This window comes from Methylobacterium longum (assembly GCF_022179385.1).
Taxonomy (GTDB): domain Bacteria; phylum Pseudomonadota; class Alphaproteobacteria; order Rhizobiales; family Beijerinckiaceae; genus Methylobacterium; species Methylobacterium longum.
Window position 1 is genome coordinate 1 of the sequence record NZ_BPQS01000008.1, and the last position, 23,280, is coordinate 23,280.

At 71.6% G+C, this 23,280-nt stretch carries 24 protein-coding genes and 2 pseudogenes; 3 read left to right on the top strand and 23 right to left on the bottom strand.

The annotated features are described in order from the left end of the window. The coding region (locus tag MFF58_RS09500) for a GTP-binding protein (protein WP_238197723.1) at nt 1–111 on the bottom strand (111 nt) is incomplete at its 3' end. A gap of 309 nt (nt 112–420) precedes the next feature. On the opposite strand from MFF58_RS09500, the gene MFF58_RS09505 reads away from it, so the two are divergent. After that, a complete protein-coding gene (locus tag MFF58_RS09505) occupies nt 421–1,284 on the top strand; it encodes an outer membrane protein (protein ID WP_238286871.1) in 864 nt (287 codons plus the stop codon). Between the two features lie 156 nt (nt 1,285–1,440). Here the strand turns inward: MFF58_RS09505 and phnN are convergent, their stop codons facing one another. From phnN to phnG, 8 genes are read right to left on the bottom strand one after another with little or no spacing between them, the layout of a single operon-like run. Beyond that, nucleotides 1,441–1,971, bottom strand: a complete 531-nt coding sequence (gene phnN / locus MFF58_RS09510; RefSeq protein ID WP_238286872.1) for a phosphonate metabolism protein/1,5-bisphosphokinase (PRPP-forming) PhnN — start codon at nt 1,969–1,971, stop codon at nt 1,441–1,443. Continuing rightward, nucleotides 1,971–3,107, bottom strand: a complete 1,137-nt coding sequence (locus tag MFF58_RS09515) for an alpha-D-ribose 1-methylphosphonate 5-triphosphate diphosphatase (protein ID WP_238286874.1) — start codon at nt 3,105–3,107, stop codon at nt 1,971–1,973. The genes phnN and MFF58_RS09515 overlap by 1 nt, the downstream gene beginning before the upstream one ends. A gap of 11 nt (nt 3,108–3,118) precedes the next feature. Continuing rightward, the gene (phnL, locus tag MFF58_RS09520) at nt 3,119–3,826 is read right to left on the bottom strand and encodes a phosphonate C-P lyase system protein PhnL (RefSeq protein ID WP_238286875.1); all 708 of its coding nucleotides are present in this window, start codon (nt 3,824–3,826) and stop codon (nt 3,119–3,121) included. After that, complete coding sequence (gene phnK, locus MFF58_RS09525) at nt 3,823–4,596, bottom strand: phosphonate C-P lyase system protein PhnK (protein ID WP_238286876.1); 774 nt, start codon at nt 4,594–4,596, stop codon at nt 3,823–3,825. Before phnK ends, phnL begins: the two co-directional genes overlap by 4 nt. Next, on the bottom strand, nt 4,593–5,462 hold the full coding sequence (locus MFF58_RS09530) for an alpha-D-ribose 1-methylphosphonate 5-phosphate C-P-lyase PhnJ (RefSeq protein WP_238286877.1): 870 nt from the start codon (nt 5,460–5,462) through the stop codon (nt 4,593–4,595). The genes phnK and MFF58_RS09530 overlap by 4 nt, the downstream gene beginning before the upstream one ends. Continuing rightward, nucleotides 5,459–6,565 (bottom strand): carbon-phosphorus lyase complex subunit, encoded by a 1,107-nt coding sequence (locus tag MFF58_RS09535; protein ID WP_238286878.1) that lies wholly within the window; start codon nt 6,563–6,565, stop codon nt 5,459–5,461. The genes MFF58_RS09530 and MFF58_RS09535 overlap by 4 nt, the downstream gene beginning before the upstream one ends. Nucleotides 6,566–6,567: 2 nt before the next feature. After that, nucleotides 6,568–7,167, bottom strand: coding sequence for a phosphonate C-P lyase system protein PhnH (gene phnH, locus MFF58_RS09540; protein ID WP_238286879.1), 600 nt, complete (start codon nt 7,165–7,167; stop codon nt 6,568–6,570). 2 nt (nt 7,168–7,169) lie between these two features. Beyond that, the gene (gene phnG / locus MFF58_RS09545) at nt 7,170–7,631 is read right to left on the bottom strand and encodes a phosphonate C-P lyase system protein PhnG (protein WP_238286881.1); all 462 of its coding nucleotides are present in this window, start codon (nt 7,629–7,631) and stop codon (nt 7,170–7,172) included. Between the two features lie 80 nt (nt 7,632–7,711). Here phnG and phnF point away from each other — a divergent pair, with 80 nt between their 5' ends. After that, a complete protein-coding gene (phnF, locus tag MFF58_RS09550) occupies nt 7,712–8,455 on the top strand; it encodes a phosphonate metabolism transcriptional regulator PhnF (protein ID WP_238286883.1) in 744 nt (247 codons plus the stop codon). Nucleotides 8,456–8,614: 159 nt separating this feature from the next. Here the strand turns inward: phnF and phnE (MFF58_RS09555) are convergent, their stop codons facing one another. From phnE (MFF58_RS09555) to MFF58_RS09585, 7 genes and pseudogenes are all read right to left on the bottom strand, one after another. Then, entirely contained in the window at nt 8,615–9,484 is an 870-nt protein-coding gene (gene phnE / locus MFF58_RS09555; protein ID WP_238286884.1) for a phosphonate ABC transporter, permease protein PhnE, read from the bottom strand. Further along, entirely contained in the window at nt 9,481–10,362 is an 882-nt protein-coding gene (gene phnE, locus MFF58_RS09560; protein WP_238286885.1) for a phosphonate ABC transporter, permease protein PhnE, read from the bottom strand. Before phnE (MFF58_RS09560) ends, phnE (MFF58_RS09555) begins: the two co-directional genes overlap by 4 nt. Before the next feature lie 13 nt (nt 10,363–10,375). Then, nucleotides 10,376–11,302, bottom strand: a complete 927-nt coding sequence (phnD, locus tag MFF58_RS09565; RefSeq protein ID WP_238286886.1) for a phosphonate ABC transporter substrate-binding protein — start codon at nt 11,300–11,302, stop codon at nt 10,376–10,378. 98 nt (nt 11,303–11,400) lie between these two features. Continuing rightward, nucleotides 11,401–12,249 carry a phosphonate ABC transporter ATP-binding protein gene (phnC, locus tag MFF58_RS09570; protein ID WP_238286887.1) on the bottom strand — a complete coding sequence of 283 codons (849 nt, stop codon included), beginning with the start codon at nt 12,247–12,249 and terminating at the stop codon, nt 11,401–11,403. A gap of 309 nt (nt 12,250–12,558) precedes the next feature. Continuing rightward, nucleotides 12,559–13,293: a DUF1045 domain-containing protein gene (locus tag MFF58_RS09575; RefSeq protein ID WP_238286888.1), complete on the bottom strand. Its 735-nt coding sequence runs from the start codon at nt 13,291–13,293 to the stop codon at nt 12,559–12,561. A gap of 23 nt (nt 13,294–13,316) precedes the next feature. Next, nucleotides 13,317–14,464 (bottom strand): annotated as a pseudogene (locus tag MFF58_RS09580) (ceramide glucosyltransferase). Nucleotides 14,465–14,499: 35 nt separating this feature from the next. Further along, the gene (locus MFF58_RS09585) at nt 14,500–14,715 is read right to left on the bottom strand and encodes a hypothetical protein (protein ID WP_238286889.1); all 216 of its coding nucleotides are present in this window, start codon (nt 14,713–14,715) and stop codon (nt 14,500–14,502) included. 194 nt (nt 14,716–14,909) lie between these two features. Between MFF58_RS09585 and MFF58_RS09590 the strand changes: the two are divergent. Next, a pseudogene (locus MFF58_RS09590) lies at nt 14,910–16,539 on the top strand (inorganic phosphate transporter). Nucleotides 16,540–16,632: 93 nt separating this feature from the next. Here MFF58_RS09590 and MFF58_RS09595 read toward each other — a convergent pair. The 7 genes from MFF58_RS09595 to MFF58_RS09625 all read right to left on the bottom strand — a co-directional run bounded on the left by MFF58_RS09595 (nt 16,633) and on the right by MFF58_RS09625 (nt 23,243). Then, nucleotides 16,633–16,881: a hypothetical protein gene (locus MFF58_RS09595; protein ID WP_238286890.1), complete on the bottom strand. Its 249-nt coding sequence runs from the start codon at nt 16,879–16,881 to the stop codon at nt 16,633–16,635. A gap of 2 nt (nt 16,882–16,883) precedes the next feature. Continuing rightward, nucleotides 16,884–17,291, bottom strand: coding sequence for a Ros/MucR family transcriptional regulator (locus MFF58_RS09600; protein ID WP_238286892.1), 408 nt, complete (start codon nt 17,289–17,291; stop codon nt 16,884–16,886). 798 nt (nt 17,292–18,089) lie between these two features. Beyond that, entirely contained in the window at nt 18,090–19,418 is a 1,329-nt protein-coding gene (locus MFF58_RS09605; protein ID WP_238286894.1) for an MFS transporter, read from the bottom strand. A gap of 271 nt (nt 19,419–19,689) precedes the next feature. Next, on the bottom strand, nt 19,690–20,619 hold the full coding sequence (locus tag MFF58_RS09610; protein WP_238286896.1) for a hydroxymethylglutaryl-CoA lyase: 930 nt from the start codon (nt 20,617–20,619) through the stop codon (nt 19,690–19,692). Continuing rightward, complete coding sequence (locus MFF58_RS09615; RefSeq protein WP_238286898.1) at nt 20,616–21,809, bottom strand: CaiB/BaiF CoA transferase family protein; 1,194 nt, start codon at nt 21,807–21,809, stop codon at nt 20,616–20,618. Before MFF58_RS09615 ends, MFF58_RS09610 begins: the two co-directional genes overlap by 4 nt. A 101-nt stretch (nt 21,810–21,910) precedes the next feature. Beyond that, entirely contained in the window at nt 21,911–22,831 is a 921-nt protein-coding gene (locus MFF58_RS09620; RefSeq protein WP_238286900.1) for a LysR substrate-binding domain-containing protein, read from the bottom strand. Between the two features lie 37 nt (nt 22,832–22,868). Further along, the gene (locus MFF58_RS09625; protein WP_238286902.1) at nt 22,869–23,243 is read right to left on the bottom strand and encodes a hypothetical protein; all 375 of its coding nucleotides are present in this window, start codon (nt 23,241–23,243) and stop codon (nt 22,869–22,871) included. Nucleotides 23,244–23,280 lie beyond the last annotated feature (37 nt).

Genomic DNA, 23,280 nt, shown 5'->3' on the forward strand with positions numbered 1-23,280 from the left:
CGCAAGCACCTTCGTGATCGCAGCCGTCAGCGACGTCTTGCCGTGGTCAACGTGACCAATCGTGCCGATGTTGCAGTGCGGCTTGGTGCGGGAGAACTTTTCCTTGCCCATGATTCCCATTCCTGCGGCAGGGACCACACGGGGGCCCCGGATCCTGGTCGGCCGCCCCGCACTCGGACAGGGGCGCAAAACGCGGTTCGCTTAGAGGGTCGGCCGCCGGGGATCAAGATCCGGGGCGCTCGGGAGCCCCACCTGCGGCGTCGCTGTCAAGCCACACCGCCCGGTCGTGAACCGCCGAGTTAGCAATGCTCAGCAATAATGGGGCGCTTTCAAGCCACAGTGTGGCGCGGAGGGCATAGCGGGATGCGGGCCGCCGAGCTTAACTGTGCCCAACATCGATCAGGCACCGGATCCGCCCCCATGATGAAGAAGCTCCTCCTCGCCAGCGCCGCCACGGCCCTGGTCACGACGGCCGCCTCGGCTGCCGACCTGCCGCGCCGGGTCGCCCCGCCGCCGGTCTTCACGCCGGTGCCGGTGTTCAGCTGGACGGGCTTCTACGCCGGCCTCGAGTCGGCCTACACGTTCACCGACCGCGAGCGCATCACCACGCTCGGCGTTCTCCCGGCCAACGCCCAGAACGTCACGGCCGGCCGTCGTCCGCTCGTGACCTCGACCACGCAGGACGGCTTCGCCAACATCGGCGGGACCGCCGGCTACAACTACCAGTTCACGCCGGGCTCCGGCATCGTGGTCGGTATCGCCAACAGCATCGACTGGACCGACATCACCAAAAACCGGGTCGTGCTCGGCAATGGCAACGTCGCCGGTGGTCCGCCGAACATCAGCCAGTTCCGTTCCAGCCTCGACTGGCTCGGCACCCTGACGGGCCGCGTCGGCTACGCCTTCGACCGCGTCATGGTGTACGGCATGGGCGGCCTAGCCTACGGCGGCGTCTTCCACGCGGCGAACTTCTACCGTCCCGACGGCGCCCTGCAGTTCGTCGGCCGCTACGACGATCTCAAGACCGGCTTCGCCTACGGCGGCGGCATCGAATTCGCCATCCCGACCGACAGCTTCCTGAACACCTTCGCGCTCGGCCGCTACCTCGGCATCAAGTACGACGCCCTGACGCTCAAGGCCGAGTACGTGCACTACGACCTCGGCAGCCAGAACGTGCTGGTCGCCGCCCTCCCGGGCGTCGGCACCGGGTCGTACATCTCGCGCTTCCGGACCGAGGGCAACATCGTCCGCGCCGGCTTCAACTACAAGTTCGGCGGCTTCTAGGATCTTCGCGGCCGGGAGCCGGTCTTCCGGCTCCCATGTCCGGATTTCATGACCAGGGCGGGTGCCGGTAGCGGCGCCCGCCCGTTTTCATGGCGCCCACCCGTTTTCATGGCGCGTACCGAGGGCTGCGAGGCGTCGCCGGGTCCGCCTGCGGCCTCACCAGGCGCGCAGATGCGCCACCAGACGCTCCGCCCCCGCCTCGGGCGTCCCGACATTGTGGATGGTCAGGTCGGCCTCCACCCGAACCGCGCGGGCGAGCCGCGCGGCGAGGTCGCCGTCCGCCGCACGGCCGCGGGCGGCCAGCCGCCGGGCCAGGATGTCGGCGGGCGCCGTGACCTCGACGACGCTCACCCGCGGGCCCGCCGCGCGCGCCTGGGCGACGACGCGGCGCGAGACGTTGCACACCACCACCCGACCCGCATCGGCGAGGCGGCCGGCCTCGGCCGGCAGGGCGTAACCGAGGCCGTGGGCGCGCCAGTTCAGGGTGAAGCGCCCGGCCGCGCAGCCGTCCGCGAAGGCGGCTTCGTCGATCTCGTCGTTGTCCTCGTCGGCCGACGGGGGCCGGGTGACGAGGCGGCGGGGAAAGACGTAGCGCGGATCGTCGGCCAGCGCGGTCCGGGCCAGCCGGATCAGCGTGTCCTTACCGGCCCCGCTCGGGCCGACCACGAGGACGAGGCAGCCCGGCATCAGGACACCCGCCTTCCGGTGCGCCAGACCTCGCGGACCACCGGCACGCCCTCGGCCAGCCGGACCCGCACCAGATCGGCGCGGAGCCCCGGCACGAGGGCGCCCCGATCGGTCAGGCCGGTGGCCCGGGCGGGGTTCGCCGTGACGGCGGCGAGCGCCTCCGGCAGGGTGATCCCGGGGGCCTGCTGGGGCAGCAGGAAGGCCGCCATCAGGAGGCTCGCCGGCACGTAGTCCGACGAGAGGATGTCGAGGTGCCCGGCCTCGGCCAGCGCCAGGGCCGCGACGTTGCCGGAATGCGAGCCGCCGCGGATCAGGTTCGGCGCGCCCATCATGACGGTGATGCCCCGGCCGTGGGCGGCCTCCGCCGCCTCGCACGTGGTCGGAAACTCGGCGAGCCGCACGCCCTCGCCGACCGCCAGGTCGACATCCGCCAGGGTGGTGTCGTCGTGGCTCGCGAGGGGGATGCCCCTCGCGCGGGCGAACTGAACCAGGGCCGGCCGGTTCGCCGCGGTCAGGGCCTGCCCGTCGCGGATCTTGCGCTCCGTGTTGGCGCGGATCTCGTTCATGGGCCGGCCGCCGCGGGTGGCGTAGGTGTAGTACTTCTCCATGTCGCGGAACTGCCGCTGGCCCGGCGTGTGGTCCATCAGCGAGATCAGACCGACGGGGTAGCGGGCCGTGAAGGCCGTCACCGTGTCGAGCACGTCCGTGGAGGGCAATTCGCAGCGCAGATGCGTGAAGTGCTCCGCCCGGAACAGGTCGCCGGCCCGCGCGGTGGCGATGGCGCCGGCAAGCTGCTCCAGCTCGGAGCCGAGGCCGCTGCCGTCCGGATCGCTGCCGGCACGGAGCGAATCGAACACCGTGGTGATACCCGAGGCGGTGATCTGCGCGTCGTAGGCCAGGACGGCGCCGAGCGGGTGCCAGCGGACCTTGGGGCGCGGCGCGTAGTGGCTCTCCAAGTGGTCGGTGTGCAGCTCAATCAGCCCGGGGATCAGGTGGTCGCCGCCGCAATCGAGGCCGCGGGCGGGCGGGCGGCCCGCGCCGATCTCGGCGATCGCCCCGTCCGAGACCGCGAGCCAGCCGCGCTGCACCCGGTCGGGCAGGACCAGGGTCGCGTTCTCGAGGATGAAGTCGTCCATGGGTCCGGTCCTCAGGCTGCCCGGGCTTGCGGCGCGAACTGGGTGACATCGACCACCCGGGTCGCCACAGCGTCGCGCATCTCGCTGTCGTGGAAGATGCCGAGCACACCGGCCCCGGCCTTCAGTTTCTCGCGGACGAGGTCGGCCACCACGGCCCGGTTCCGCGGGTCGAGGGAGGCGGTGGGCTCGTCGAGGAGCAGGAGCGGCCGGTCGGCGATCAACCCCCGAGCGATGTTGACCCGCTGCTGCTCGCCCCCCGAGAAGGTCGCGGGTGGCAGGTCCCAGAGCCGCTCGGGCAGGTTGAGCCGGGCGAGCAGATGCTTCGCACGGGCGCGCGCCGCCTCCTCGGACAACCCGCCCTCGCGGCCGGCCGCCTCGACCACGTCGAGGGCCGAGACCCGCGGGATCACCCGCAGGAACTGCGACACGTAGGCGATGACCCGCGCCCGCAGCGCCAGCACCGCCCGCGGATCGGCGCGCACCACGTCCACCGCGGCCCCGCCGTCGCGGACCAGGATGGCGCCGGCGTCGCAGCGATAATTGCCGTAGGCCATCTTCAGGAGCGAGGACTTGCCCGCCCCCGACGGACCGCCGAGCACCACGCACTCGCCGGGCTCCACCGCGAGGCTGACGCCGCCGACGACCGGCAGCACGATCCCGCCGCGCAGGTGCAGGGTGAAGCTCTTGGCGACGTCCTGGAAGGTGAGGAGCGCGGTCATGCGGCGAGCACCGAGGAGACGAGGAGCTGGGTGTAGGCGTGCTCGGGATCGTCGAGCACCCGGTCGGTCAGGCCGGTCTCGATCACCCGGCCGGCCCGCATCACGGCGATCCGGTGCGACAGGAGCCGCGCCACCGCGAGGTCGTGGGTGACGATGATCACGGCGAGCCCCAGCTCCGCCGAGAGCCGCCGGATCAGGTCGAGGAGCCGGGCCTGGACCGAGACGTCGAGGCCTGAGGTCGGCTCGTCCATCAGCACGAGGCGCGGCCCGGTGACGAGGTTGCGGGCGATCTGCAGGCGCTGGCGCATGCCGCCGGAGAACTGGCTCGGCGGATCGTCCACGCGGCCCGCCTCGATCTCGACCCGGCCGAGCCAGTCCAGCGCCTGGCCACGGATCCGGCCGTAGTGACGCTCGCCCATCCCCATCAGCCGCTCGCCGACATTGCCACCCGCCGAGACCGCCATGCGCAGCCCCTGGCGCGCGTCCTGGCGGACGAAGCCCCAGTCGGTGCGCATCAGCCGGCGCAGTTCGGCGGCTCCCAGATCGGCGAGGGCCCGGGTCCGGCCCTCGCGCATCCGGTAGCGGACCTCACCCGAATCGGGTGCCAATTCACCCGCGAGCAGCGACAGGAGCGTCGACTTGCCCGAACCCGATTCGCCCACGATGGCGAGCACCTCGCCCTCGGTGACGTCGAGGTCGATGCCCGCGCAGGCCAGCCGGCTGCCGTAGGCCTTGGTCAGCCCGTGGGCGGAGAGGAGCGGCGCGCTCATCGGGCCGCCTCGGCGACGCGGGTCTCGCAAATGTCGGTGTCGGAGCAGATGAACATCCGGCCTCCGGAATCGTCGGTGACCACCTCGTCGAGGTAGTGGCCGCTCGCGCCGCACAGCGCGCAGGGCTGCGTGAATTCCTGCACCCGGAACGGATGGTCCTCGAAGTCGAGGCTGCGCACCCGCGTGTAGGGCGGCACCGCGTAGATCCGCCGCTCGCGGCCGGCGCCGAACAGCTGAAGGGCGGGGCAATCGTCCATCTTGGGATTGTCGAATTTCGGCGTCGGCGACGGGTCCATCACGTAGCGGCCGGCGACCTCCACCGGGTACGCGTAGGTGGTGGCGATGTGCCCGTGTCGGCTGATGTCCTCGTAGAGCTTGACGTGCATGGCGCCGTACTCGGCCAGGGCGTGGAGCTGGCGCGTCTCGGTCTCGCGCGGTTCGAGGAAGCGCAGGGGCTCGGGGATCGGCACCTGATAGACCAGCACCTGCCCCTCCGAGAGCGGCGTCTCGGGGATACGGTGCCGGGTCTGGATGATCGTCGCCTCCGCGGTGCGGGTGGTGGTGGCCACCCCGGAGGTCCTGGCGAAGAAGCGGCGGATCGAGACCGCGTTGGTGGTGTCGTCGGCGCCCTGGTCGATGACCTTGAGCACGTCGGAGCGGCCCAGGATCGCGGCCGTCACCTGCACGCCGCCGGTCCCCCACCCGTAGGGCATCGGCATCTCGCGGGACGCGAAGGGCACCTGGTAGCCCGGCACCGCGATGGCCTTGAGGATGGCCCGGCGGATCATCCGCTTCGTGCCCTCGTCGAGATAGGCGAAGTTGTAGCCCGGTTCGCGCTCCGGGCGCTGCGCGATCGCGGCGCTCATTCGGCGGCCTCCTGCATCCCGGCGGCGTCGGATGTCTCCTCGAACGCGGCGCGCAAGCGCCGGACCAGCTCCAGCTCGGCCTGGAAATCGACGTAGTGGGGCAGCTTCAGATGCTCGACGAAGCCGGTCGCCTGGAGGCTGTCGCAATGGGCCAGCACGAATTCCTGGTCCTGGGCCGGACTCGCCACCGGCTCGCCGAGTTCCTCCGCCCGCAGGGCCCGATCCACCAGGGCCATGGCCATGGCCTTGCGCTCGCTCTGCCCGAAGCTCAGCCCGTAGCCCCGGGTGAATTGCGGCGGCGCCGCGCCCGAGCCCTTGAACTGATTGACCATCTGGCACTCGGTGAGCCGGACGCGCCCGAGCGGCACCGCGAAACCCAGCTCCTCCGGCACGAACGCGACGTCGACCGCGCCGACCCGGATCTCACCCACGAACGGGTGGGTGCGGCCGTAGCCGCGCTGGGTCGAGTAGGCGAGGCTCAGGATGAAGCCCTCGTCGCCCCGGGCCAGCGCCTGGAGGCGCAGGGCCCGGTCGGCGGGGTAGTCCACCGGCTCGCGGGTGAGGTCGCCGACCGGCGCGCCGTCGTCTGCGGGCGAGGGCTCGATCAGGCCGTCCTGGGCCAACAGGTCGGTGACCCGCGGGCAGGTGCCGGCATCGGCGCGGGGCTCGGCCTCTGCGGCGGGCTCGCATTCGGATTCGGCGGCCAGCGCGAAGTCGATCAGCCGGTGGGTGTAGTCGAAGGTCGGCCCGAGCACCTGCCCGCCCGGCAGGTCCTTGAACGTGGCCGAGATCCGGCGCTCCACCGTCATGGCGCCGGTCTCGACCGGCACGGAGGCGCCGAAGCGGGGCAGCGTCGTCCGGTAGGCGCGGACGAGGAACACCGCCTCGACCACGTCGCCGCGGGCCTGCTTGAGGGCCAGCGCCGCGAGGTCGGGATCGTAGAGCGAGCCCTCGGTCATCACCCGGTCGACCAGCAGCGCCATCTGCGCGCGGATCTGCGCGACGGAGAGTTCCGGTATCGCGGGGTCGCCCCGGCGCGCCTCGGCGAGGAGCCGATGCGCGTTGTCGATGGCGGCCTCGCCGCCCTTCACGGCCACGTACATGGCTAGGCCTCCGTGACCACGGTGGAGCGCGGCAGGCCGGCGACGCGGCCGGGTGCCGAGAGGATCAGGTCGACACCCAGGGGGAAGTCCGCCCGGTTCGCCGCCAGTTGCGTCGCGAAGGTTTCGGGCAGGGGCGCCAGCGCCATGCGGGCCTCGCCCCGGATGCCCGGTCCCGAGAGGCGCAGCCCCGTCCCGGGGATGAGGGTGTCGAGGGCGAGCACCAGGGTCGTGGAGGTATCGGGATAGGCCGGTGTCCCGGGCGCGAAGCGGCTGAGCGGCGGGCAGCGCGCCGGGTCGCGGATCAGCGCGAAGGCCGCCCGGGCCGGGTCGTCGGTGAGGGGCGCCCCGGTGTGGAAGCGCAGATACGCGGCGACCGCGGGCACCGCCGCCAGCGCCGCGTCGAGCCAGACCGGCGTATCGGCGTCGGTGAGGGTCAGCGCGACGGCGGCGAGTTCCGGCGTCAGGGGCTCCGGCGGCGCCAGGCCGGCAGCGAGGCCGGGAGTCAGCGCCCGCACCTGCCCCGGCCGGGCGAGCACGTCCATGACGGCGCGGAAGGTCCCCTGCGCGTCGTGGACCGGGTCGGCGAGACCGGGAGCCAGCATGCTCAATCCTCCCCGCGGGCGAGGGTCAGGAAGTCGACTCGGGTCGCCGCCGTGCGGCGGGCGGCCTGTCGGCGCGCGGACTCGGACTGTGCGGTGGCTGGCGCCAGGGCCGCCTCGACCCGGCCGCGCCGGGCCGGATCCTGCCAGAGGGCGTCGAGGATCGCGGCGAGGCGGGCTTTCCGGCGGTCGCGGCCGAGATGGTAGGCGAAGCCGGTCCGGCCGCCGTCGAGGCGGATGGCGGCCCGGGTCACGCTGACCTCACCGAGGTTGAAGGGCCGTCCGTCGCCGCCGATCCGGCCCGTGGCCATGACGAGCCCGGTCTCCGCGGGCCGCAGATCCTCGGCCACCGGTGCACCGAGGGCCGCGACAGCCGCTTCGAGAGCGTCGCGTCCGGCTTCGGCGCAGAGCGCCATCACGGCCTGCCGCGCGGCGACCTCGCCGTCCTGCTCCGGGCTCGTCGTCATCGGCGGCTTCCTCCGCATCGCTGTTGTATAGTCGTGTAGACAACTGGCGTAGCGGGGGCAAATGAAGTTTGGATGACAGGATGGATGCGCAGGAGCAGGCACCCGGCCTCGTCCGGGGCGAAGGGCTGACCGCCTGGCGGCAGATCGCCGACGCGCTGAGCGTCGAGATCGCGGCGGGGCGTTACGCGGCCGGGCAGCAATTGCCCACCGAATCCGCGCTGGCGGCGCGCTTCTCCGTCAACCGGCACACGGTGCGCCGGGCGCTGGCGTCGCTGGCGGAGAACGGCCTCGTGCGCGCCAGCCAGGGCCGCGGCACCTTCGTGGAGGGCGCGCCCCTGTCCTACCCGATCGGGACGCGCACCCGCTTCTCCGAGATCGTCGCCGGGGCGGGGCGCGAAGCCTGGGGCGACCTGCTCGCCGCCGCGACCGTTCCCGCCGCCCCCGAGCAGGCGGCGGCGCTGGCGCTGGCGCCCGGCACGCCGGTGCTGGAACTCCTGACCGTCCACCGGGCGGATGGCGCCCCGCTCTCGACGGCACTGACGTGGCTTCCGCTGCCGCGCTTCTCCGGCTTCAGCGAGGCCTATGCCGCGCGCGGCTCGATCACCCGGGCCTTCGCGGCCTGCGGCGTCGCCGACTACACCCGGCTCTCGACCCGCGTCCGCGCCCGCCCTGCGGATGCCGCGGAGGCGAGCCGGCTCGACATCGCGCCGGGGCGCGTCGTCCTCGTGGTGTCGAGCGTCAACGTCGACCCCGCGGGCGCGCCGATCCAGGCGAACCGCACCCTGTTCGCCGCCGACCGGGTGGAGCTGGTGATCGGCGGGTAACGCGGGCGCACCCCCTCCCTTGCCTCGCCGTCATCCCGAGGTGCCGGCGGGAGGCGGGGGCCTCAAGCCAGCCACGTGACCACTGGAGGGCTCCTACAAGGCCAGCTGAGGCGGGCCCCGGATGGGGGCACGGGTAGGGGATACCGCCCCGATCCCCCTTCAGCGCGCGGCCGGCCCGATGATTACCCGGCGCAGGCGGGTCGAGACCCAGTCGATCGCCGCCACGGTGACCAGGATCATCAGCACCAGGAAGGCGACCTGTTTCAGCTCCAGCACCCGGATCAGCTCGGTGAGGTACTGGCCGATGCCGCCGGCGCCGACGATGCCGATGATCGTCGCCGAGCGGGTGTTCGACTCGAAGAAGTACAGCACCTGGCTCGCCAGCACCGGCAGCACCCCGGGGATAAGCCCGAAGCGGATGCGGTGGAGGGTCGAGCCGCCCGACGCGACGACGCCCTCGCCGGCGCGGCGGTCGCAGGTCTCGATCGCCTCGGAGAACAGCTTGCCGAGGGCCCCGACATCGGAGCACGCGATGGCCAGCAGGCCGGCGAAGGGGCCGAGCCCGACGACGTTGATCCAGATCAGCGCCCAGATCAGCACGTCCACCGAGCGCAGGACGTCGAGGCCGCGGCGAAACGCGAAGCGCGCGAACGGGTTCGGCACGACGTTCCGGGCGGCCAGGAACGCCACCGGGAAGGCCAGGATCGCCGCCGTCAGGGTGCCCAGGAAGGCGATGCCGAGCGTCTCGCCCAGCGCGTGCAGGAAGATCCGCAGATGCCCCTCCGGTGACGGCGGCAGCATCAGCATCGCGAAGGTGCCGAGGCGCCCCATCCCGTGGAGGATCCGCGGCAGCGACACGTCGAGGCGCCAGCACGCCAGGGCAGCGAGCCCCGCGACGGCGCCGAGCCCGACGATGAGGCGCGCCCGCGCGGCCCGGTCCGCGCGGAACTGTTCCGGGTAACGGGCGCGCAGCCGCGCGAGGTCGGCCCGGGCGGTCGCCCGCAGGGCTCCGGAGCGGGCCCCGCTCATCGGGCCTGCTCCGGGCCGATCAGCCGGTGGCGGACCCGCTCGGTGGCGAGGTCGATGCAGACCACGGTCAGGATGATCAGCCCGAGGATCGCGCCCACGTCCGCGTAGTAGAAGTTGCGGATTGCGGCCAGGAACTCCTGGCCGATGCCCCCCGCACCCACGAAACCCAGGACGGCCGCCCCGCGCACGTTGATCTCGAAGCGCAGCAGCCCGTAGGAGGCGAAGTTCGACAGCACCTGCGGCAGCACCGCGAAACGAACGGTCTCGACCCAGGAGGCCCCCGAGGCGGACAGACCCTCGACGGGGCGCATGTCGATGTTCTCGACCACCTCGGAGAACAGCTTGCCCAGCGCCCCGGTGGTGTGGATCGCGACGGCCAGCACGCCGACCATCGGCCCGAGGCCGAAGGCGATCACGAAGAGCAGCGCGAACACCACCTCCGGGACGGTGCGGCAGATCTCCAGGAAGCGCTTGGCCAGGATCCGCAGCAGGCGCGACCGCACGAGGTTGGCGGCGGCGACGAAGCTCAGTGCGAAGCCCGCGAGCGCCCCCAGCAGCGTGCCGAGATAGGCCATCAGCAGGGTCTCGCCCAGGAGCGCGAGCCAGCTGGGCAGGCCCCAGTACCAGGCGCGCAGATCCGCGACCGGATGGTCGAGACCGACCGGCGGCAGGATCTGCCGGATGTAGGCGGTGAACTGGCCGATATTCTCAGCGAGGACCAGCGGCCGCACCTCGGCGGCGTAGCCGGCGAGGATCGCCAGCGTCGCCACCACCGCGAAGCCCAGGAGCGTCCGGCGGCGCGCCGCACCGGTCGCCGCCGCGTAGTGGCCGGAGAGGGCGGCCTCCCGCTCCGGCGCCAGCTTCGTCAGGCCGCGCATGGCCGTGTCCCGGTCAGGACTTCTTGCGCTGCTCGTCGTTGAACCGCAGCATGTCGATGATCGGCTGGTAATCCTTGAGCGTCACCGGCTTCAGGCCCTGGTCCTTGCCGTCCGACAGGCGGTCGAAGGCGGCCTTGTCGGCCTTCGGCAGGGCGACGAAGGCCTCCCGGATCTTCGCCTTCAGGTCCTCCGGCAGGGTCGCCAGCATGGTGTAGGGTCCTTCCGGCAGGAAGTCGGACTTGAACACCACCCGGAAGTCGGAATTCTGCATCGGCGTGCCGTCGGGCCGCTTCAGCATGCCCTTCGTGATCATGCGGGTGATGATCGAGTCGGTCTCGGAATTCCAGAGGTTGGCGGCGGCGTCCACCGTGCCCTGAGTCAATGCCAGGACGGCGTTCTCGTGGCTGCCGGCGAAGACGGCCTTGCCGAAGAACCTGTCCACGTCGTAGCCGGCGCGCTTGAGGAAGAAGCGCGGCGCCTGGTTGCCGGAGGTTGAGTTGGGATCGACCAGGGCGAGGTTCCTGCCCCTCAGATCCTCGATCGCCCGGTAGGGGCCGGAGGCCAGCGTGTAGATCACCGAGTAGTAGCCCGCGGCGCCGGTCTCGTGCTGCGGGCTGACGATCGGCTCGACCTTCACGCCGGTCATCGCGGCGCGGGCGACAGAGGCCGGCCCGTAAAAGGCGAGCTGGATGTTGCCGGCCCGCTGGCCCTCGATCACGGCGGCGTAGTCGCTGGCGACCCGCAGCTTCACCGGCACGCCGACCGCCTGGGTCAGGTAAGTCGCCAGGGGCGCGTAGCGGTCGACTGTGCCGCTGGCGTTCTCCATCGGGATCACCGCCAGGGTCAGCTCGGGATACTGCGCCTTCCAGTCCTGGGCGGCGGCCGGCAGGCTGAGGAGGGCGAGCGCCGCGGCGGCGGCGAGGATGCGTCGGGTGATCATCGTGTCGTCCTTCGTGTCGGCGTAGGTCGCGGGTTCGGCCGGCCGGGGCCGCCCAGAGGATTCCCGATCCGTCGTCATCGGGCCGTGGAGGGCCTGGCTCAGGCGCCGAGGGCGGCCTCGCGAACGGGCCGGGCCGGCACGATGCCGAGCCGGCCCGGCATCGCCGCCCGCTGCTCGGCCTCGCGCGCGGCCGAGTCGTCGAGCACTTCGCCGGCCTCCAGGCCGTAGAGCCGGCGGGCGACATCCTCGGTCAGGTCGAACGGGCCGCCCTCGAACACCACCCGGCCTGCGCTGAGGCCGACGAGGCGGTCGCAATAGGCGCGGGCGAGGTCGAGAGAGTGCAGGTTGCACAGGATCGTGATGCCGTAGCGCCGGTTCACGTCCGCGAGGGCGTCCATCACGAGGCGCGTGTTGCGGGGATCGAGGGACGCCACCGGCTCGTCGGCGAGCAGGATCTCGGGCTCCTGCACCAGGGCGCGGGCGATGGCGACGCGCTGCTGCTGGCCGCCCGACAGGCCGTCCGCCCGCTGGCCGGCGAACTCCCCCATGTCGAAGCTCTCCAGGGCGGCGAGGGCCATCGCCCGGTCCTCCTCGGACCAGAGGCGCAGCAGGGACCGGTGGCTCGGCACGTGGCTGAGCCGGCCCATCAGCACGTTGGTCATCACGTCGAGCCGCCCGACGAGGTTGAACTGCTGGAAGATCATCGCGCAGCGGGTGCGCCAATCCCGCAGGGCGCGGCCCCGCAGAAGCGTGACGTCGCGTCCGTCGTGGAGGATGCGTCCGGAACTCGGCTCCGCCAGCCGGTTCACGAGCCGCAGCAGTGTCGACTTGCCGGCGCCCGACCGACCGATCACGCCGACGAAGCTGCCGGGCGTGATCCGCAGGGAGACACCGTCGAGTGCGCGGCGAGCGCCGTACTGGCGCGTCAGATCCTCGATGACCAGCATGCATCCATCCGCTGGGGAAGGGCCGCAGCTAAGCGCGCATTACGCGACGATTGGATGACGCATACAATACACGATATTTTGCCGGCTTAATTGATACGTTCAAAAGTCGGGTCTTGCTTCGTAGCGGCCGAGGAATGCGGCGATCGGAAGCGCGTGGAAGTCCGGAAGCGCCCCGCGCAGGCGCGCGTGTTCTTGCGTTCCACCAGGCGAGGCGTTTCACGCGCGCGGCGACATCCTCGGGAGCGGCCGAGCCGGCATGCCTCGATCCGGGTTCTGGGATCCAGGGCCGGTTCGAGGCCGGGGGCGCGGTCAGCCAAGGGTGCCTTCCTGGGTGCCTTCCTGGGTGCCTTCCTGAGCGTCGTCCCTCGTGTTTTCGAAGGGCAGGCGCGTCAGCAGCCGGAACGGCTCGGATCCGTCTTGCCTCAGGAGGCATACGGCGTCGATCACCAGGGGCCCGGGACCCGCGGCGGCGTAGGCCTCGGTGAGGCGCGCCCGCCAGTCGCCGCGCTCGGCCTCCGGCAGGGCGTCGGTCAAAGTCATGTGGAAGCGAAAGGCCTCGAAGACGTAGGGATAGCCCCAGCGGTCCAGGAGCGCCCGTCCGCGCGGGCCGAGGCGGTCCAGGCGGCGTTTCGCGCGCTCGGCCTCGGTTAACGGCGCGCGGAACCGGTCGAGGGCGGCGACGCACTCGGCCGCGAGCAACGCGAGACCCGGCGGCGGAGACTCGGGTACCAGGGCGAGGAACGGCCCGAGTGCTGCCACCGCCAGAGGTCCCACCGCCACCGGCGGGTGCGCGGTCGCGAGGTCCCGGGCGGCGGCGACGAGGTCGGCCTCCGTGGTGCCGGCGGCGAGGCGGAGCGGCGCCTTCAGGGTCGCGTGGAAGCCGTAGACCCGCGCCCCCGCGGTGACGGCGGCGAGGTCACGCAGACCCGCCGGATGCGCGACCGCATCCCCCGAGACGGTGTCGATGCCGAGCACGGCCCTGCCGAAGGCTTCGAGGCGCGAGCCCGGGGCGGGCAACCAGTAGAGGGCGTAGCGGCGGGTCACGTTTGGCCTCCCGGGCGCCGCGTTCAGGCCGTCGGCGCGTACGGGCGGTCGACGGCTGCCCGGCGCGGGCGCACATCCATGGCGTTGCCCCGCCACACGATGGCGCTCTGCACCCAGGCTCCCAGCCAGATCGCCGGGATCAGGGCGTCGCGCACCAGGAAGGCCGCCAGCATCCGGGGCGAACGGTGCCAGCCCGCGCGGGCGGCGAGCCGGTACTCGGCGCCATAGCACAGGGCGACGAGCCCCGCAGCGCCCGCGATCCCCGCAAGGCTGCCCGCCCAGACCGCCACGAGCAGGGCCGGCAGCAGCACGCCGCTGCCGATCTCCGGCGCGAAGAACAGCGGGAAGGTCACCCGCCGCAGCCGCGCCCAGCGCAGCTGCCGGGCCCAGACCTCCGCGAAGCCGCGCCGCCCGAGCGGCTGCTCGAAGGGGCTGGCCACCAGATGGACGCGCCGGCCAGCGGCACGCACGAGCTTGGTGGCGGCCGCATCCTCGGCGATCTCGGTCGCGAGCGCCTGGAGGCCGCCCCGCTGGTCCAGGAACGCCTTGTGCCAGAGCATGCTCTTGCCCTGGGCGAAGCCCAGCCCGAAGGCCTCGGCGGCATATTGCCAGCGGGCCTGGAGGGTGTTGAGGAAGGCGCATTCCACCTCGGCCATGAGGCCGTCCGGTCGAGCGCCGACGGGCGTGGAGCAGACCAGGCCGGTCCCGCCCCGCCACGCCGCCTGGAGGCGCTGCAGGTAATCGGGCGGCATGGCCACGTTGGAATCGGCCAGCACCACCCAGTCGTGGGCAGCGGAGCGCCAGCCGCGCAGGCAGTTGTTCAGCTTCGGGTTCGCGCTGACCCGCTCGTCGCCGAGGATCAGGCGGGCGGCACGTGCGGGTGGGCGGCGATCAGGCACTCCACCATCGGCAAGATCGGGTCGCCCGGATCGGCCACGCAGAAGATTAGCTCGTAGGCGGGATAGTCGAGGCGGAAGCTCTGGGTCAGCATCTCCTCGCTGTAGGCTTCGAGCCCGCGGAGCGGCCGCACCAGGGAGACGGGCGCCCCCGCCGGAAACCGTGAGGGACCGTGGCTCCTGCCGAGGCGCTGGCCCGCGACCGCGATGCTGCCGATCTGGACGAAGGCCAGGAGCGCGCCGAAGGACAGGGCCGGCACCGTGGCGTCAATCATGCGGATCCCTCGTTCGCTCGTGCGCGAACCGGTGGCTAGCGGCCGGACCGCGTCAGGCGTGTGACAGCCGGCGACAGGGCCGCCGGGACCGCAGCCCCGAAGGCGCGCCGGCAGCCCGGGAGGCCGCGCGCCGTCCCCGGCAGGGCGAGGCCCGGATCCGGGTTCGTCTGCGCCCCCGCGTCCACCCTGGCGGCACCGGGAGCGTAGACCCGCGCGACGCCCGTCAGCGCCGCCGCGCCGTGGGCGATCATCCAGCCGATCCTACGGAAGCCCTGTCCCGTGTGGCCGCCGGGAGCACCAAGGCGCGGGCGGTGCGCGGATCGGGAGCACCGAGCAGGCTGGGCGGTGCGATCCGCCACGCCCGGCGACGGTGCGCCGCGTCACCGGACCGTCATGGCCGCCTCTTAATCCCGGGCGACCATCAGAAATCAGCGCGCGAGGCTTCATGTCCGATTCCGCCGTGATGCCGTCGGGGGTTGCGCGGAGGCGACCGGAGGGCGGCCCGCGGCTCGACCACGGGATGCCTCTGGGGGGCCTCGTCGCCTTCCTGCTCGTCCTGGTGGCAGGGCTCGGCTACGCGGTGGTGAGCCTGATCGCCGACATGAACGCCGTCGGCGAAGCACCGTTGGCGTACGGCGCCTTCGCCCTGCTGGGGCTCGCCCTGCTGATCGCGCTGGCCTTCGAATTCGTCAACGGATTCCACGACACCGCCAACGCGGTCGCCACGGTGATCTACACGCGCTCGATGCCGCCGCTCGTGGCGGTGGTCTGGTCGGGCTTCTTCAACTTCCTCGGCGTGATGCTCTCCTCGGGCGCGGTGGCCTACGCCATCGTGACGCTGCTGCCGGTGGAGCTGATCCTGAACGTCGGATCGGGAGCCGGCTACGCGATGATCTTCGCGCTGCTCCTCGCGGCCATCCTCTGGAATCTCGGGACCTGGGCCTTCGGCCTGCCGAACTCCTCGTCCCACGCGCTGATCGGCTCGGTCCTGGGCGTCGGCCTCGCCAACCAGCTGATGAACGGCGGCGACGGCACCGCGGGCGTCGACTGGGGCCAGGCGCGCAACGTCTTCAAGGCGCTGCTGTTCTCGCCGGTCTGCGGCTTCGTGCTGGCGGCCCTGCTGCTGCTCGCCCTGAAATTCGCGGTGCGCCGCCGGGACCTCTACGAGGCGCCGAAGGGCGATACGCCCCCCGCCCCTGTGGATCCGGGGGCTGCTCATCCTCACCTGCACGCTGGTCTCCTTCTTCCACGGCGGCAACGACGGGCAGAAGGGCATGGGCCTGATCATGCTGATCCTGATCGGCGCCGCCCCCACCGCCTACGCGCTGAACCGCACCATGGCGGACGACACGACCCCCGCCTTCGTGCAGGCCTCCACGGCGGCGAGCCGCGTCTTCGCCGCCCGCGCCGCCGGCGCGCCGGAACCCGAGGCCGCGCCGGCGCGCCGGACCGTGACGGAGGCGCTGAAGACCAAGGATCTCAACCGGCCGCAGGTCTACGCCGCGCTGGCGGCGCTCTCGAACGACATCGCCACCAGCGTCAGGAATTACGGGGCGATCCGCACGGTGCCGGCCGCCCAGACGCAGAACCTGCGCAGCGACATGTACCTCGCCGCCGACGCGGTGCGGCTGCTGCCGGGCGCCGGGGCCGACCTGTCCGAGGCCGACGAGGCGGTGCTGAAGGGCTATTCCAAGCTGCTGAACGCGGGCACCCGCTACATCCCCGGCTGGGTGAAGGTCTGCGTCGCCCTGGCCCTCGGGCTCGGCACGATGGTCGGCTGGAAACGCATCGTCGTGACGGTGGGCGAGAAGATCGGCAAGACCCACCTCACCTACGCGCAGGGCGCCTCGGCCGAGATCGTCGCCGCCGGCACGATCGGGCTGGCCGAACTCTACGGCCTGCCGGTCTCGACCACCCATATCCTCTCGTCGGGCGTTGCCGGGACGATGGCGGCCAACGGCTCGGGGCTGCAGGCCTCGACGGTGCGCAACATGGCACTGGCCTGGATCCTCACCCTGCCGGCCGCCATCATGCTGGCCGCCGGGCTGTTCTTCATCCTGCGCCACGTGTTCTGACGCCGTGAACCCGGTCAGGCGCGCTCGACTGTGGCCGGGCCCCCGCCTCCGACACGGATCATGGCCCTGCCCCCTGAGGCGCCCCTCAACGCCTCAGAAGCTCGCCATCGCCCGCACGAAGGCCAGGCAGGTCCGGCGCGCGGCCGGACTCGCGATCGCTCCGAAGGCGCAGACGAGGTCGGCGACCTGGACGACGGCCGTATCGGGCTGGTCCTCAGCGCGGAAGAAGGTCGCGACCGGTACGCCGAGCGCCCTGGCGACCCGCTCCAGGGTGTCCCGGCACGCCGGAGCCGAACGCAGCTCGGGCGCCGGAGCCTCGACCCGCGAAGATCCGACCGCCACCGTCAGGCGGCCTTGTGACCGAGCTGGATCGCCTTGGCGATCTGCGAGCGCCTGGCGGCGTAGCCGGGCGCGACCATCGGGTAATCGGCCGGCAGGCCGTACTGCGCCCGGTAGCGCTCGGGGGTGAGCCCGTGCGCCGTGAGGTGGCGCTTCAGGGTCTTGTAGGGCCGGCCGTCGATGAAGCTGATCAGCCCGTCCTGCTGGATCGAGGCCGCGACCTCCGGCTGGGCCAGACCCGCCCCGTGAGACGAGCCGGCGCGATCCTTCAGGACCGCGATGGCCGTGTGGACGTGGTCGATCAGCCCCGGAAGGTCCGAGACGCCGACCGCGTTCCGGGACACATAAGCAGCGACGATCGCGCCGACCTGCTGCAACATGAAATGCGGGGGAATTTCTCTCAAGTTGTTCATTTCTCGACATCACTGTTGAAGGATTCAGGTTTGGGCCAACGGCAAGCATCGAGCGATCTGCCCAGGTGCCCGAGGGATTTCAGGCAGACCAGTGCACGTCCGGATCGCACCGGAGGGCACCTTACCTCAAGTTGCCAAACTGGCTTTTCTTGAGTGTGCAGATAATATACAATATGGGATCGGAGGCGTTTGTCCGACGGCGCGAGGTTTTTTGCTCCACGGCGCGATCGGCGGATTATCCGGATTGGTTACTGCGGCGTTCACTGTTTTCCGCCGCGGAGATCGGCATCAGAACCTCAGTTCGGCGATGGCCGACTCCCCTCGAACCCTGGCGGCAGGGATCCGCGCGGGATGCCCCCGCCTCGGGGGCTGCGGATGACCGCCACGCACCGGATTGCCCGGGGGCGATAGCTCCGATGCACCGATCGCCCCCCCTGAAACGCGCGGGCCGGTACTGCGCGGTTCGCCGAACCGTGCCCCGTCATGACATGCCATGCCGGCAGTCATGCGGACGTTCTTTCCGGCCGACATCATTCGCTCCGGATCCCCAGGGCGCGGCAGGCACGTCTCGGACTGCATCTGGAAGCACCGGCCGGAGGCGGAGGCCAAGTGCGTGGCCGATCCCGTCTGCGCCCACCTGCCGATCGGTGGGGTGGCGTGCGGAAGCGGCTTCGCCGGCCCGGTGCTTTTCGTCCACCGTTTCAGAAAGCGGTCGGGCGTGGCGCCCGGGGGCTTCCGGCACACAGCCCTCGCGCGTCCCCGTGACCCGTCGATCCGGGGGCGCCCGCCGCGTTCGTCTCAGATCACCCGATCGCTGCGCCGCAGGCTCGCCGGCATGGCGAAGAGCGCGAGCCCGGCCGCCACGAGGCACAGCACCCCAATGCCGTAGAGGGCCGGCGTGGTCGAGCCGGTCAGGTCCTTCACCCAGCCGACCATCACCGGGCTGACGATGCCGCCGAACTGGCCGAGGGTGTTGATCAGCGCGATGCCGCCCGCCGCGCCGACGCCGGTGACGAGCTTGGCCGGCAGGGTCCAGAAGGTCGGGATCGACGCGACGATGCCGGCGCCCAGCAGCGCGAGCGCAAACATCAGCGGCACGATGTGCTTGTCGAACAGGCCGGCGCCGAAGAAGCCGAGCGCCGCCGCGATGGCGAGGCCTGCGACGAATTTCGGCCGCTCGCCCGAGGCGTCGGAGAGGCGCCCGATCACCATCATGCTGATCGCCCCGCAGATGTAGGGGATCGCTGTGAGGAAGCCGACCGAGGCGGCCTGCCCGCCGCTCGCGGTCTTGATCAGGTCCGGTCCCCAGAAGTTGAGGCCGTAGGAGCCGATCTGGAGCAGGAAGTAGATCAGCGCGATCATCAGGAAGCCGGGTTGCTTGATGGCCCCGAGGAGCGAGTGGTCGCCGATGTCGCGGTTGTGGTGGGCGATGCGGCTCGACAGGAGCGCCTTCTCCGGCTCGGAGAGCCAGCGCGCGTCGGCGATCCGGTCGTCGAGGCGGGTCAGCACGAGCACGCCGAGGACGAGGCAGGGCAGCCCGCCGGCCAGGAACAGCCACTGCCAGCCGGCGAAACCCGCGACGCCGTTGAGACCGCCGAGGATCAGGCCCGCCACCGGCGCGCCGAAGATGCCCGAGAAGGCCGAGGCCACGAACATGAAGCTGGTGATGCGGCCGCGGTGCGAGGCCGGGAACCACAGGGTCAGGTAGTAGAGGATGCCCGGCGCGAAGCCCGCCTCCATGGCGCCGATCAGGAAGCGCAGGGCGTAGAAGTGCCACTCGGTGCGGATGAAGATCATCAGGGCGGTGGCGATGCCCCAGGAGATCATGATCCGGGCGATCCAGCGCCGCGCCCCGACCCGGTAGAGGAACAGGTTCGAGGGCACCTCGAAGATCACGTAGCCGACGACGAACATGCTCGCGCCGAGGCCGTAGGCGACGTTGCTGAAGCCGAGGTCGCTCTGGAGCTGGAACTTGGCGAAGCTGATGTTGATGCGGTCGAAGAACGCGAACATGTAGCAGATCATGATCAGCGGCATGAGCCGCCACGCGACCTTGCGGACGATGCCGTCCTCCGACACCGCATCGACCTCGGCGGCCGCCGGCGACCCCGACAGGGCTGCGGTCATGGTTTCCTCCGTGCTGTTTCTTGGGACGCGTGATGAGCGGTGCCGCTTTCGGACCGGCGGCTTTCCGTGGAAATCCTGGATCCCGCTCGACCCGACCTCGTCGACCGTGACCCTCACCCTGAGGTGCGGCGAAGCCGACCCGAAGGAGCCCTCCGGCCCGACCGCGCGACCCCGGAGGCCTTCGCTGCGCTCCGGCGCCTCAGGATGAGGGCGCGGGGTTGGATTGTGCCGTCGCGGCGCGTGATCGCGGTTGCCAGGATCGAACCGGCTCTCAGGCCGCCCTGGCGGGCGGGGCTGGGTGGAGATCGCAGGGCCGTCCGGCCTTTGCGACCTGGCCGGGGACGTCGTGGCCGACGAGGCGGGGCAGGTCCCGGGACAGGCCGAGCAGCGCGTCCAGGTTCAGTCCCGTCGGTACGCCCATCTCGTGGGCCATGCTGACGAGATCCTCGGTGCAGATGTTGCCGGTGGCGCCCGGTGCGAACGGGCAGCCGCCCAAGCCCCCGAGGGCAGCGTCGAAGCGGCGGGCGCCCGCATCGTAGGCGGCCAGCACGTTGGCGAGGCCGAGGCCGCGGGTGTTGTGGAAGTGAAGCGTCAGGCGCTCGGGGCCGACCAGGGGCAGGATCCGCGCGACGAGTCGCGCCACCTGCCGGGGATTGGCCATGCCGGTCGTGTCGGCGAGCGTCACCCCGTCGACGCCGAGGGACAGGTAGCGCTCCACCTGCGCCACGACCTTGTCGGCCTGCTGGTCTCCCTCGAAGGGGCAGCCGAAGGCGGTCGCCACCGTGGCGTTGGTGCTGACCGGCGCGCCCCGCACCGAATCCATGATCCGCGCGAAGCCGGCGATCGAGTCGGCCGGGCTCATGCCCATGTTGGCATGGTTGTGAGTGTCGCTCACCGAGGCGACGAGGTTGATCTCGTCGACCTTGGCGGCGAGCGCCCGCTCGGCGCCCTTCGGGTTCGGCACCAGGGCGACGTAGACCGTGCCGGGCCGCCGCCGGATCCCGGCGAAGACGTCCGCGGCGTCGGCGAGCGCCGGCACGGCCTTGGGCGACACGAAGGAGGAGACCTCGATCCGGCTGAAGCCGGCCTCGGCGAGGGCGTCGATCAGGCGGATCTTCTCCGCCGTCTCCACAAAGGCGGGCTCGATCTGGAAGCCGTCGCGGGTGGCGACCTCCTGGACGATCAGCGTGTCGCCACTCATGCCACGGCTCCCTTCTCGCGCAGGGCGGCGATGCGCGCCGCGTCGAGGCCGAGTTCGGCGAGCACGGAATCCGTGTGGGCGCCGAGGGCCGGTCCCTGCCAGCGGACTTCACCGGGGGTCTCGGAGAGCTTCGGCACGATGCCGGGCATCTTGACGGCTGTCCCGCCGGGAAGCTCCGCCTGCAGGATCATGTCGCGGGCCTGATAGTGCGGATCGGCCACGATGTCGGCCACCGAGTAGATCCGTCCGGCCGGCACGTCGGCGGCGTCGAGGACGGCGAGCGCCTCCTCGACACTTTTGGTCCTGGACCAGTCCGCGATCGTGCCGTCCAGCATGGCGGATTGCTGCGAGCGGCCGGCGTTGTTGCGCAGGGCCGGATCCTCTGCGAGGTCGGTCCGGCCGATCGCCGTCATCAGGCGGCGGAAGATCGGGTCGCTGTTGCCAGCGATGACCACGTAGCCGCCGTCCCGGGTGGGATACGTGTTCGACGGCGTGATCCCCGGCAGAGCGCCACCTGTGCGGGTGCGGACCTCGCCCAGCAGGTCGTATTCGGGGACGAGGCTCTCCATGACGTTGAACACACTCTCCACCAGCGAGACGTCGATGACTTGGCCCGCACCCTGCCCGGTCTTGACCCGCAGCAGGGCCATCAGCGCGCCGATGACGCCGTGGAGCGAAGCCAGGGTGTCGCCGATGCTGACGCCGACCCGGGCCGGCGGCGCCTCGGGGCTTCCGGTGGTGAAGCGGATGCCGCCCATCGACTCGCCGATGGCGCCGAAGCCCGGCCGGTCGCGGTACGGGCCGGTCTGGCCGTAGCCCGAGATGCGGACCATCACGAGGTTGGGGTTGAGCGCCGAGAGCACGTCCCAGCCGAGGCCGAGCTTCTCCAAGCCGCCGGGGCGGAAATTCTCGACCACCACGTCGGCGCTCCGGGCGAGCTGCTTGACGATGTCGAGGCCTTCCGGGGACTTGAGATTGACGGCGATCGACTTCTTGTTGCGCGACTGCAGGTACCACCAGAGCGAGGTGCCCTCGTGCATCTTGCGCCACTTGCGCAGCGGGTCACCCTCACCCGGGGGCTCGACCTTGATCACCTCGGCGCCGAACTCGGCCATCAGGCGCGTGGCGAACGGCGCGGCGATCAGCTGACCAAGCTCAAGAACACGGATACCGCTGAGCGGACCGGACATTCTCTCCTCCATCTTTATTGATTGTGTGATTACTGCCATTCAGCAATTTAGGTCCAACCGCCATGCACCATCGTGCGTTCGCCGACGGAGAACGCACGCGATCAGCGCGCGGCTGCCCTCAGATGCTCCAGCAGGAGCGTCGCGGCCGGCGTCAGGGGACCGGGGCGGACCACGAGGCGCAGGGTGCGCTGCGCCCAGGGATCCGTCAGGGTGACGGCGGCGAGGCGCATCGGCGGCCCGAGCAAGGCGTAGACATGCTCCGGCACGGTGCCGAGGCCCATCCCGACCTGCGCCATGCGGCAGATCGCGTCGAAGCTCGGAACATGCATGCGCAGATGCAGCGGCCGGCCGAGCCGCCGTGCCTCGTCCCGCAGAGCCCCGTAGATCGAACTCTCCGCGTGCAATCCGACATGGTCGTAGTCGAGGGTCTCGGACAGGGCCACGGCCCCGCGGCCACTCAGGGCATGACCGGCCGGCATCACGAGGACCAAACGGTCGGACCGGTAGGGGTGCGCGACGAGGCTGCGGGTGTCGGTGCCGCCCGCGCAGATGCCGAGATCGGCCAGCCCGTCCTCGACGCCCGCCACGACGCCGCCGCTCGGCCGCTCCTCCAGACCGAGCCGGATCCCGGGCTGCACCGCCAGGAAGGCCTGCAGGTCCTCGGGCAGGAATTCCACGATGGCTGAGAGGTTGGCGAGCACCCGCACGAAGCCGCGCACCCCCCGGGCGTGCTCGGCGAGTTCCAGGGCGATCTGCTCGGCGCTCGCGAGCATCCGCCGGGTGTGGTGGAGCAGCGTCTCGCCCGCGGGCGTCGGGCGCATGCCGCGGGGCTCGCGGGTCAGCAGCGTGCAGCCCAGCGCGTGCTCCAGCTCGGCGAGCCGCTTGCTCACCGCCGAGGGGGCGATCGCGGCCCGTCTCGCCGCGCCGTTGAGTGTGCCCTCCTCGCAGATCGCCGCGAACAGGCGCAGCGTCTTGAGGTCCAGGCGGCTCAGGGTCGCGGCGGCCGGCAGTTCTGCGGGCATCCGGTCTTCCTCTTCGCGGTCGGGACGCGGCCGCCGCTCAGTCCCGGGCCCCGACCGGCTGGCGGTAGGTCCCGTGGCCGAGCTTCGCACCCTGGCGATTGACCAAGCCGAAGCGCATCACCGCCCGCTCCAGGCCGTCGATCGCGTCGACGAGGTGGGTGCGCGCCGCCGCGATGGTGTCCTCCCCCTCCTCGACCGGCGTCTCGGCGAGCTTCACGGCGGCGATGAGGACCCGGTCGCGCTCGTCCTCGAGGCGCGGGTCGCGCTCGACATGGCCGCGGATCTTGGCATCGTAGGCCTCGATGACCGACCAGGGCAGCGCATCCTTGCCGGAGGGCGCCCGGAAGGCCAGCGCGTGGCGCCGCGCCGCCGCCGCGGCAGCCCTGACGTGGTCGGCGAGCTCTGCATCCATCCCTGCATCCATTCCGGATCTCCGCACATCCGCACGC

Excerpts from the sequence above, each read along its gene's own strand:
- MFF58_RS09585 (WP_238286889.1), bottom strand. The coding sequence starts at position 14,715 with ATGATCGCCCACGGCGCGGCGGCGCTGACGGGCGTCGCGCGGGTCTAC.
- phnN (WP_238286872.1), bottom strand. The coding sequence starts at position 1,971 with ATGCCGGGCTGCCTCGTCCTCGTGGTCGGCCCGAGCGGGGCCGGTAAG.
- phnE (WP_238286885.1), bottom strand. The coding sequence starts at position 10,362 with ATGCGCGGCCTGACGAAGCTGGCGCCGGAGCGGGAGGCCGCCCTCTCC.
- MFF58_RS09600 (WP_238286892.1), bottom strand. The coding sequence starts at position 17,291 with ATGAACAACTTGAGAGAAATTCCCCCGCATTTCATGTTGCAGCAGGTC.
- MFF58_RS09605 (WP_238286894.1), bottom strand. The coding sequence starts at position 19,418 with ATGACCGCAGCCCTGTCGGGGTCGCCGGCGGCCGCCGAGGTCGATGCG.
- MFF58_RS09610 (WP_238286896.1), bottom strand. The coding sequence starts at position 20,619 with ATGAGTGGCGACACGCTGATCGTCCAGGAGGTCGCCACCCGCGACGGC.
- MFF58_RS09530 (WP_238286877.1), bottom strand. The coding sequence starts at position 5,462 with ATGAGCGCCGCGATCGCGCAGCGCCCGGAGCGCGAACCGGGCTACAAC.
- phnK (WP_238286876.1), bottom strand. The coding sequence starts at position 4,596 with ATGAGCGCGCCGCTCCTCTCCGCCCACGGGCTGACCAAGGCCTACGGC.
- MFF58_RS09515 (WP_238286874.1), bottom strand. The coding sequence starts at position 3,107 with ATGGACGACTTCATCCTCGAGAACGCGACCCTGGTCCTGCCCGACCGG.
- phnL (WP_238286875.1), bottom strand. The coding sequence starts at position 3,826 with ATGACCGCGCTCCTCACCTTCCAGGACGTCGCCAAGAGCTTCACCCTG.
- MFF58_RS09625 (WP_238286902.1), bottom strand. The coding sequence starts at position 23,243 with ATGGATGCAGAGCTCGCCGACCACGTCAGGGCTGCCGCGGCGGCGGCG.
- phnE (WP_238286884.1), bottom strand. The coding sequence starts at position 9,484 with ATGAGCGGGGCCCGCTCCGGAGCCCTGCGGGCGACCGCCCGGGCCGAC.
- MFF58_RS09505 (WP_238286871.1), top strand. The coding sequence starts at position 421 with ATGATGAAGAAGCTCCTCCTCGCCAGCGCCGCCACGGCCCTGGTCACG.
- MFF58_RS09615 (WP_238286898.1), bottom strand. The coding sequence starts at position 21,809 with ATGTCCGGTCCGCTCAGCGGTATCCGTGTTCTTGAGCTTGGTCAGCTG.
- phnC (WP_238286887.1), bottom strand. The coding sequence starts at position 12,249 with ATGCTGGTCATCGAGGATCTGACGCGCCAGTACGGCGCTCGCCGCGCA.
- phnF (WP_238286883.1), top strand. The coding sequence starts at position 7,712 with ATGGATGCGCAGGAGCAGGCACCCGGCCTCGTCCGGGGCGAAGGGCTG.
- MFF58_RS09620 (WP_238286900.1), bottom strand. The coding sequence starts at position 22,831 with ATGCCCGCAGAACTGCCGGCCGCCGCGACCCTGAGCCGCCTGGACCTC.
- phnD (WP_238286886.1), bottom strand. The coding sequence starts at position 11,302 with ATGATCACCCGACGCATCCTCGCCGCCGCCGCGGCGCTCGCCCTCCTC.
- MFF58_RS09535 (WP_238286878.1), bottom strand. The coding sequence starts at position 6,565 with ATGTACGTGGCCGTGAAGGGCGGCGAGGCCGCCATCGACAACGCGCAT.
- phnH (WP_238286879.1), bottom strand. The coding sequence starts at position 7,167 with ATGCTGGCTCCCGGTCTCGCCGACCCGGTCCACGACGCGCAGGGGACC.
- phnG (WP_238286881.1), bottom strand. The coding sequence starts at position 7,631 with ATGACGACGAGCCCGGAGCAGGACGGCGAGGTCGCCGCGCGGCAGGCC.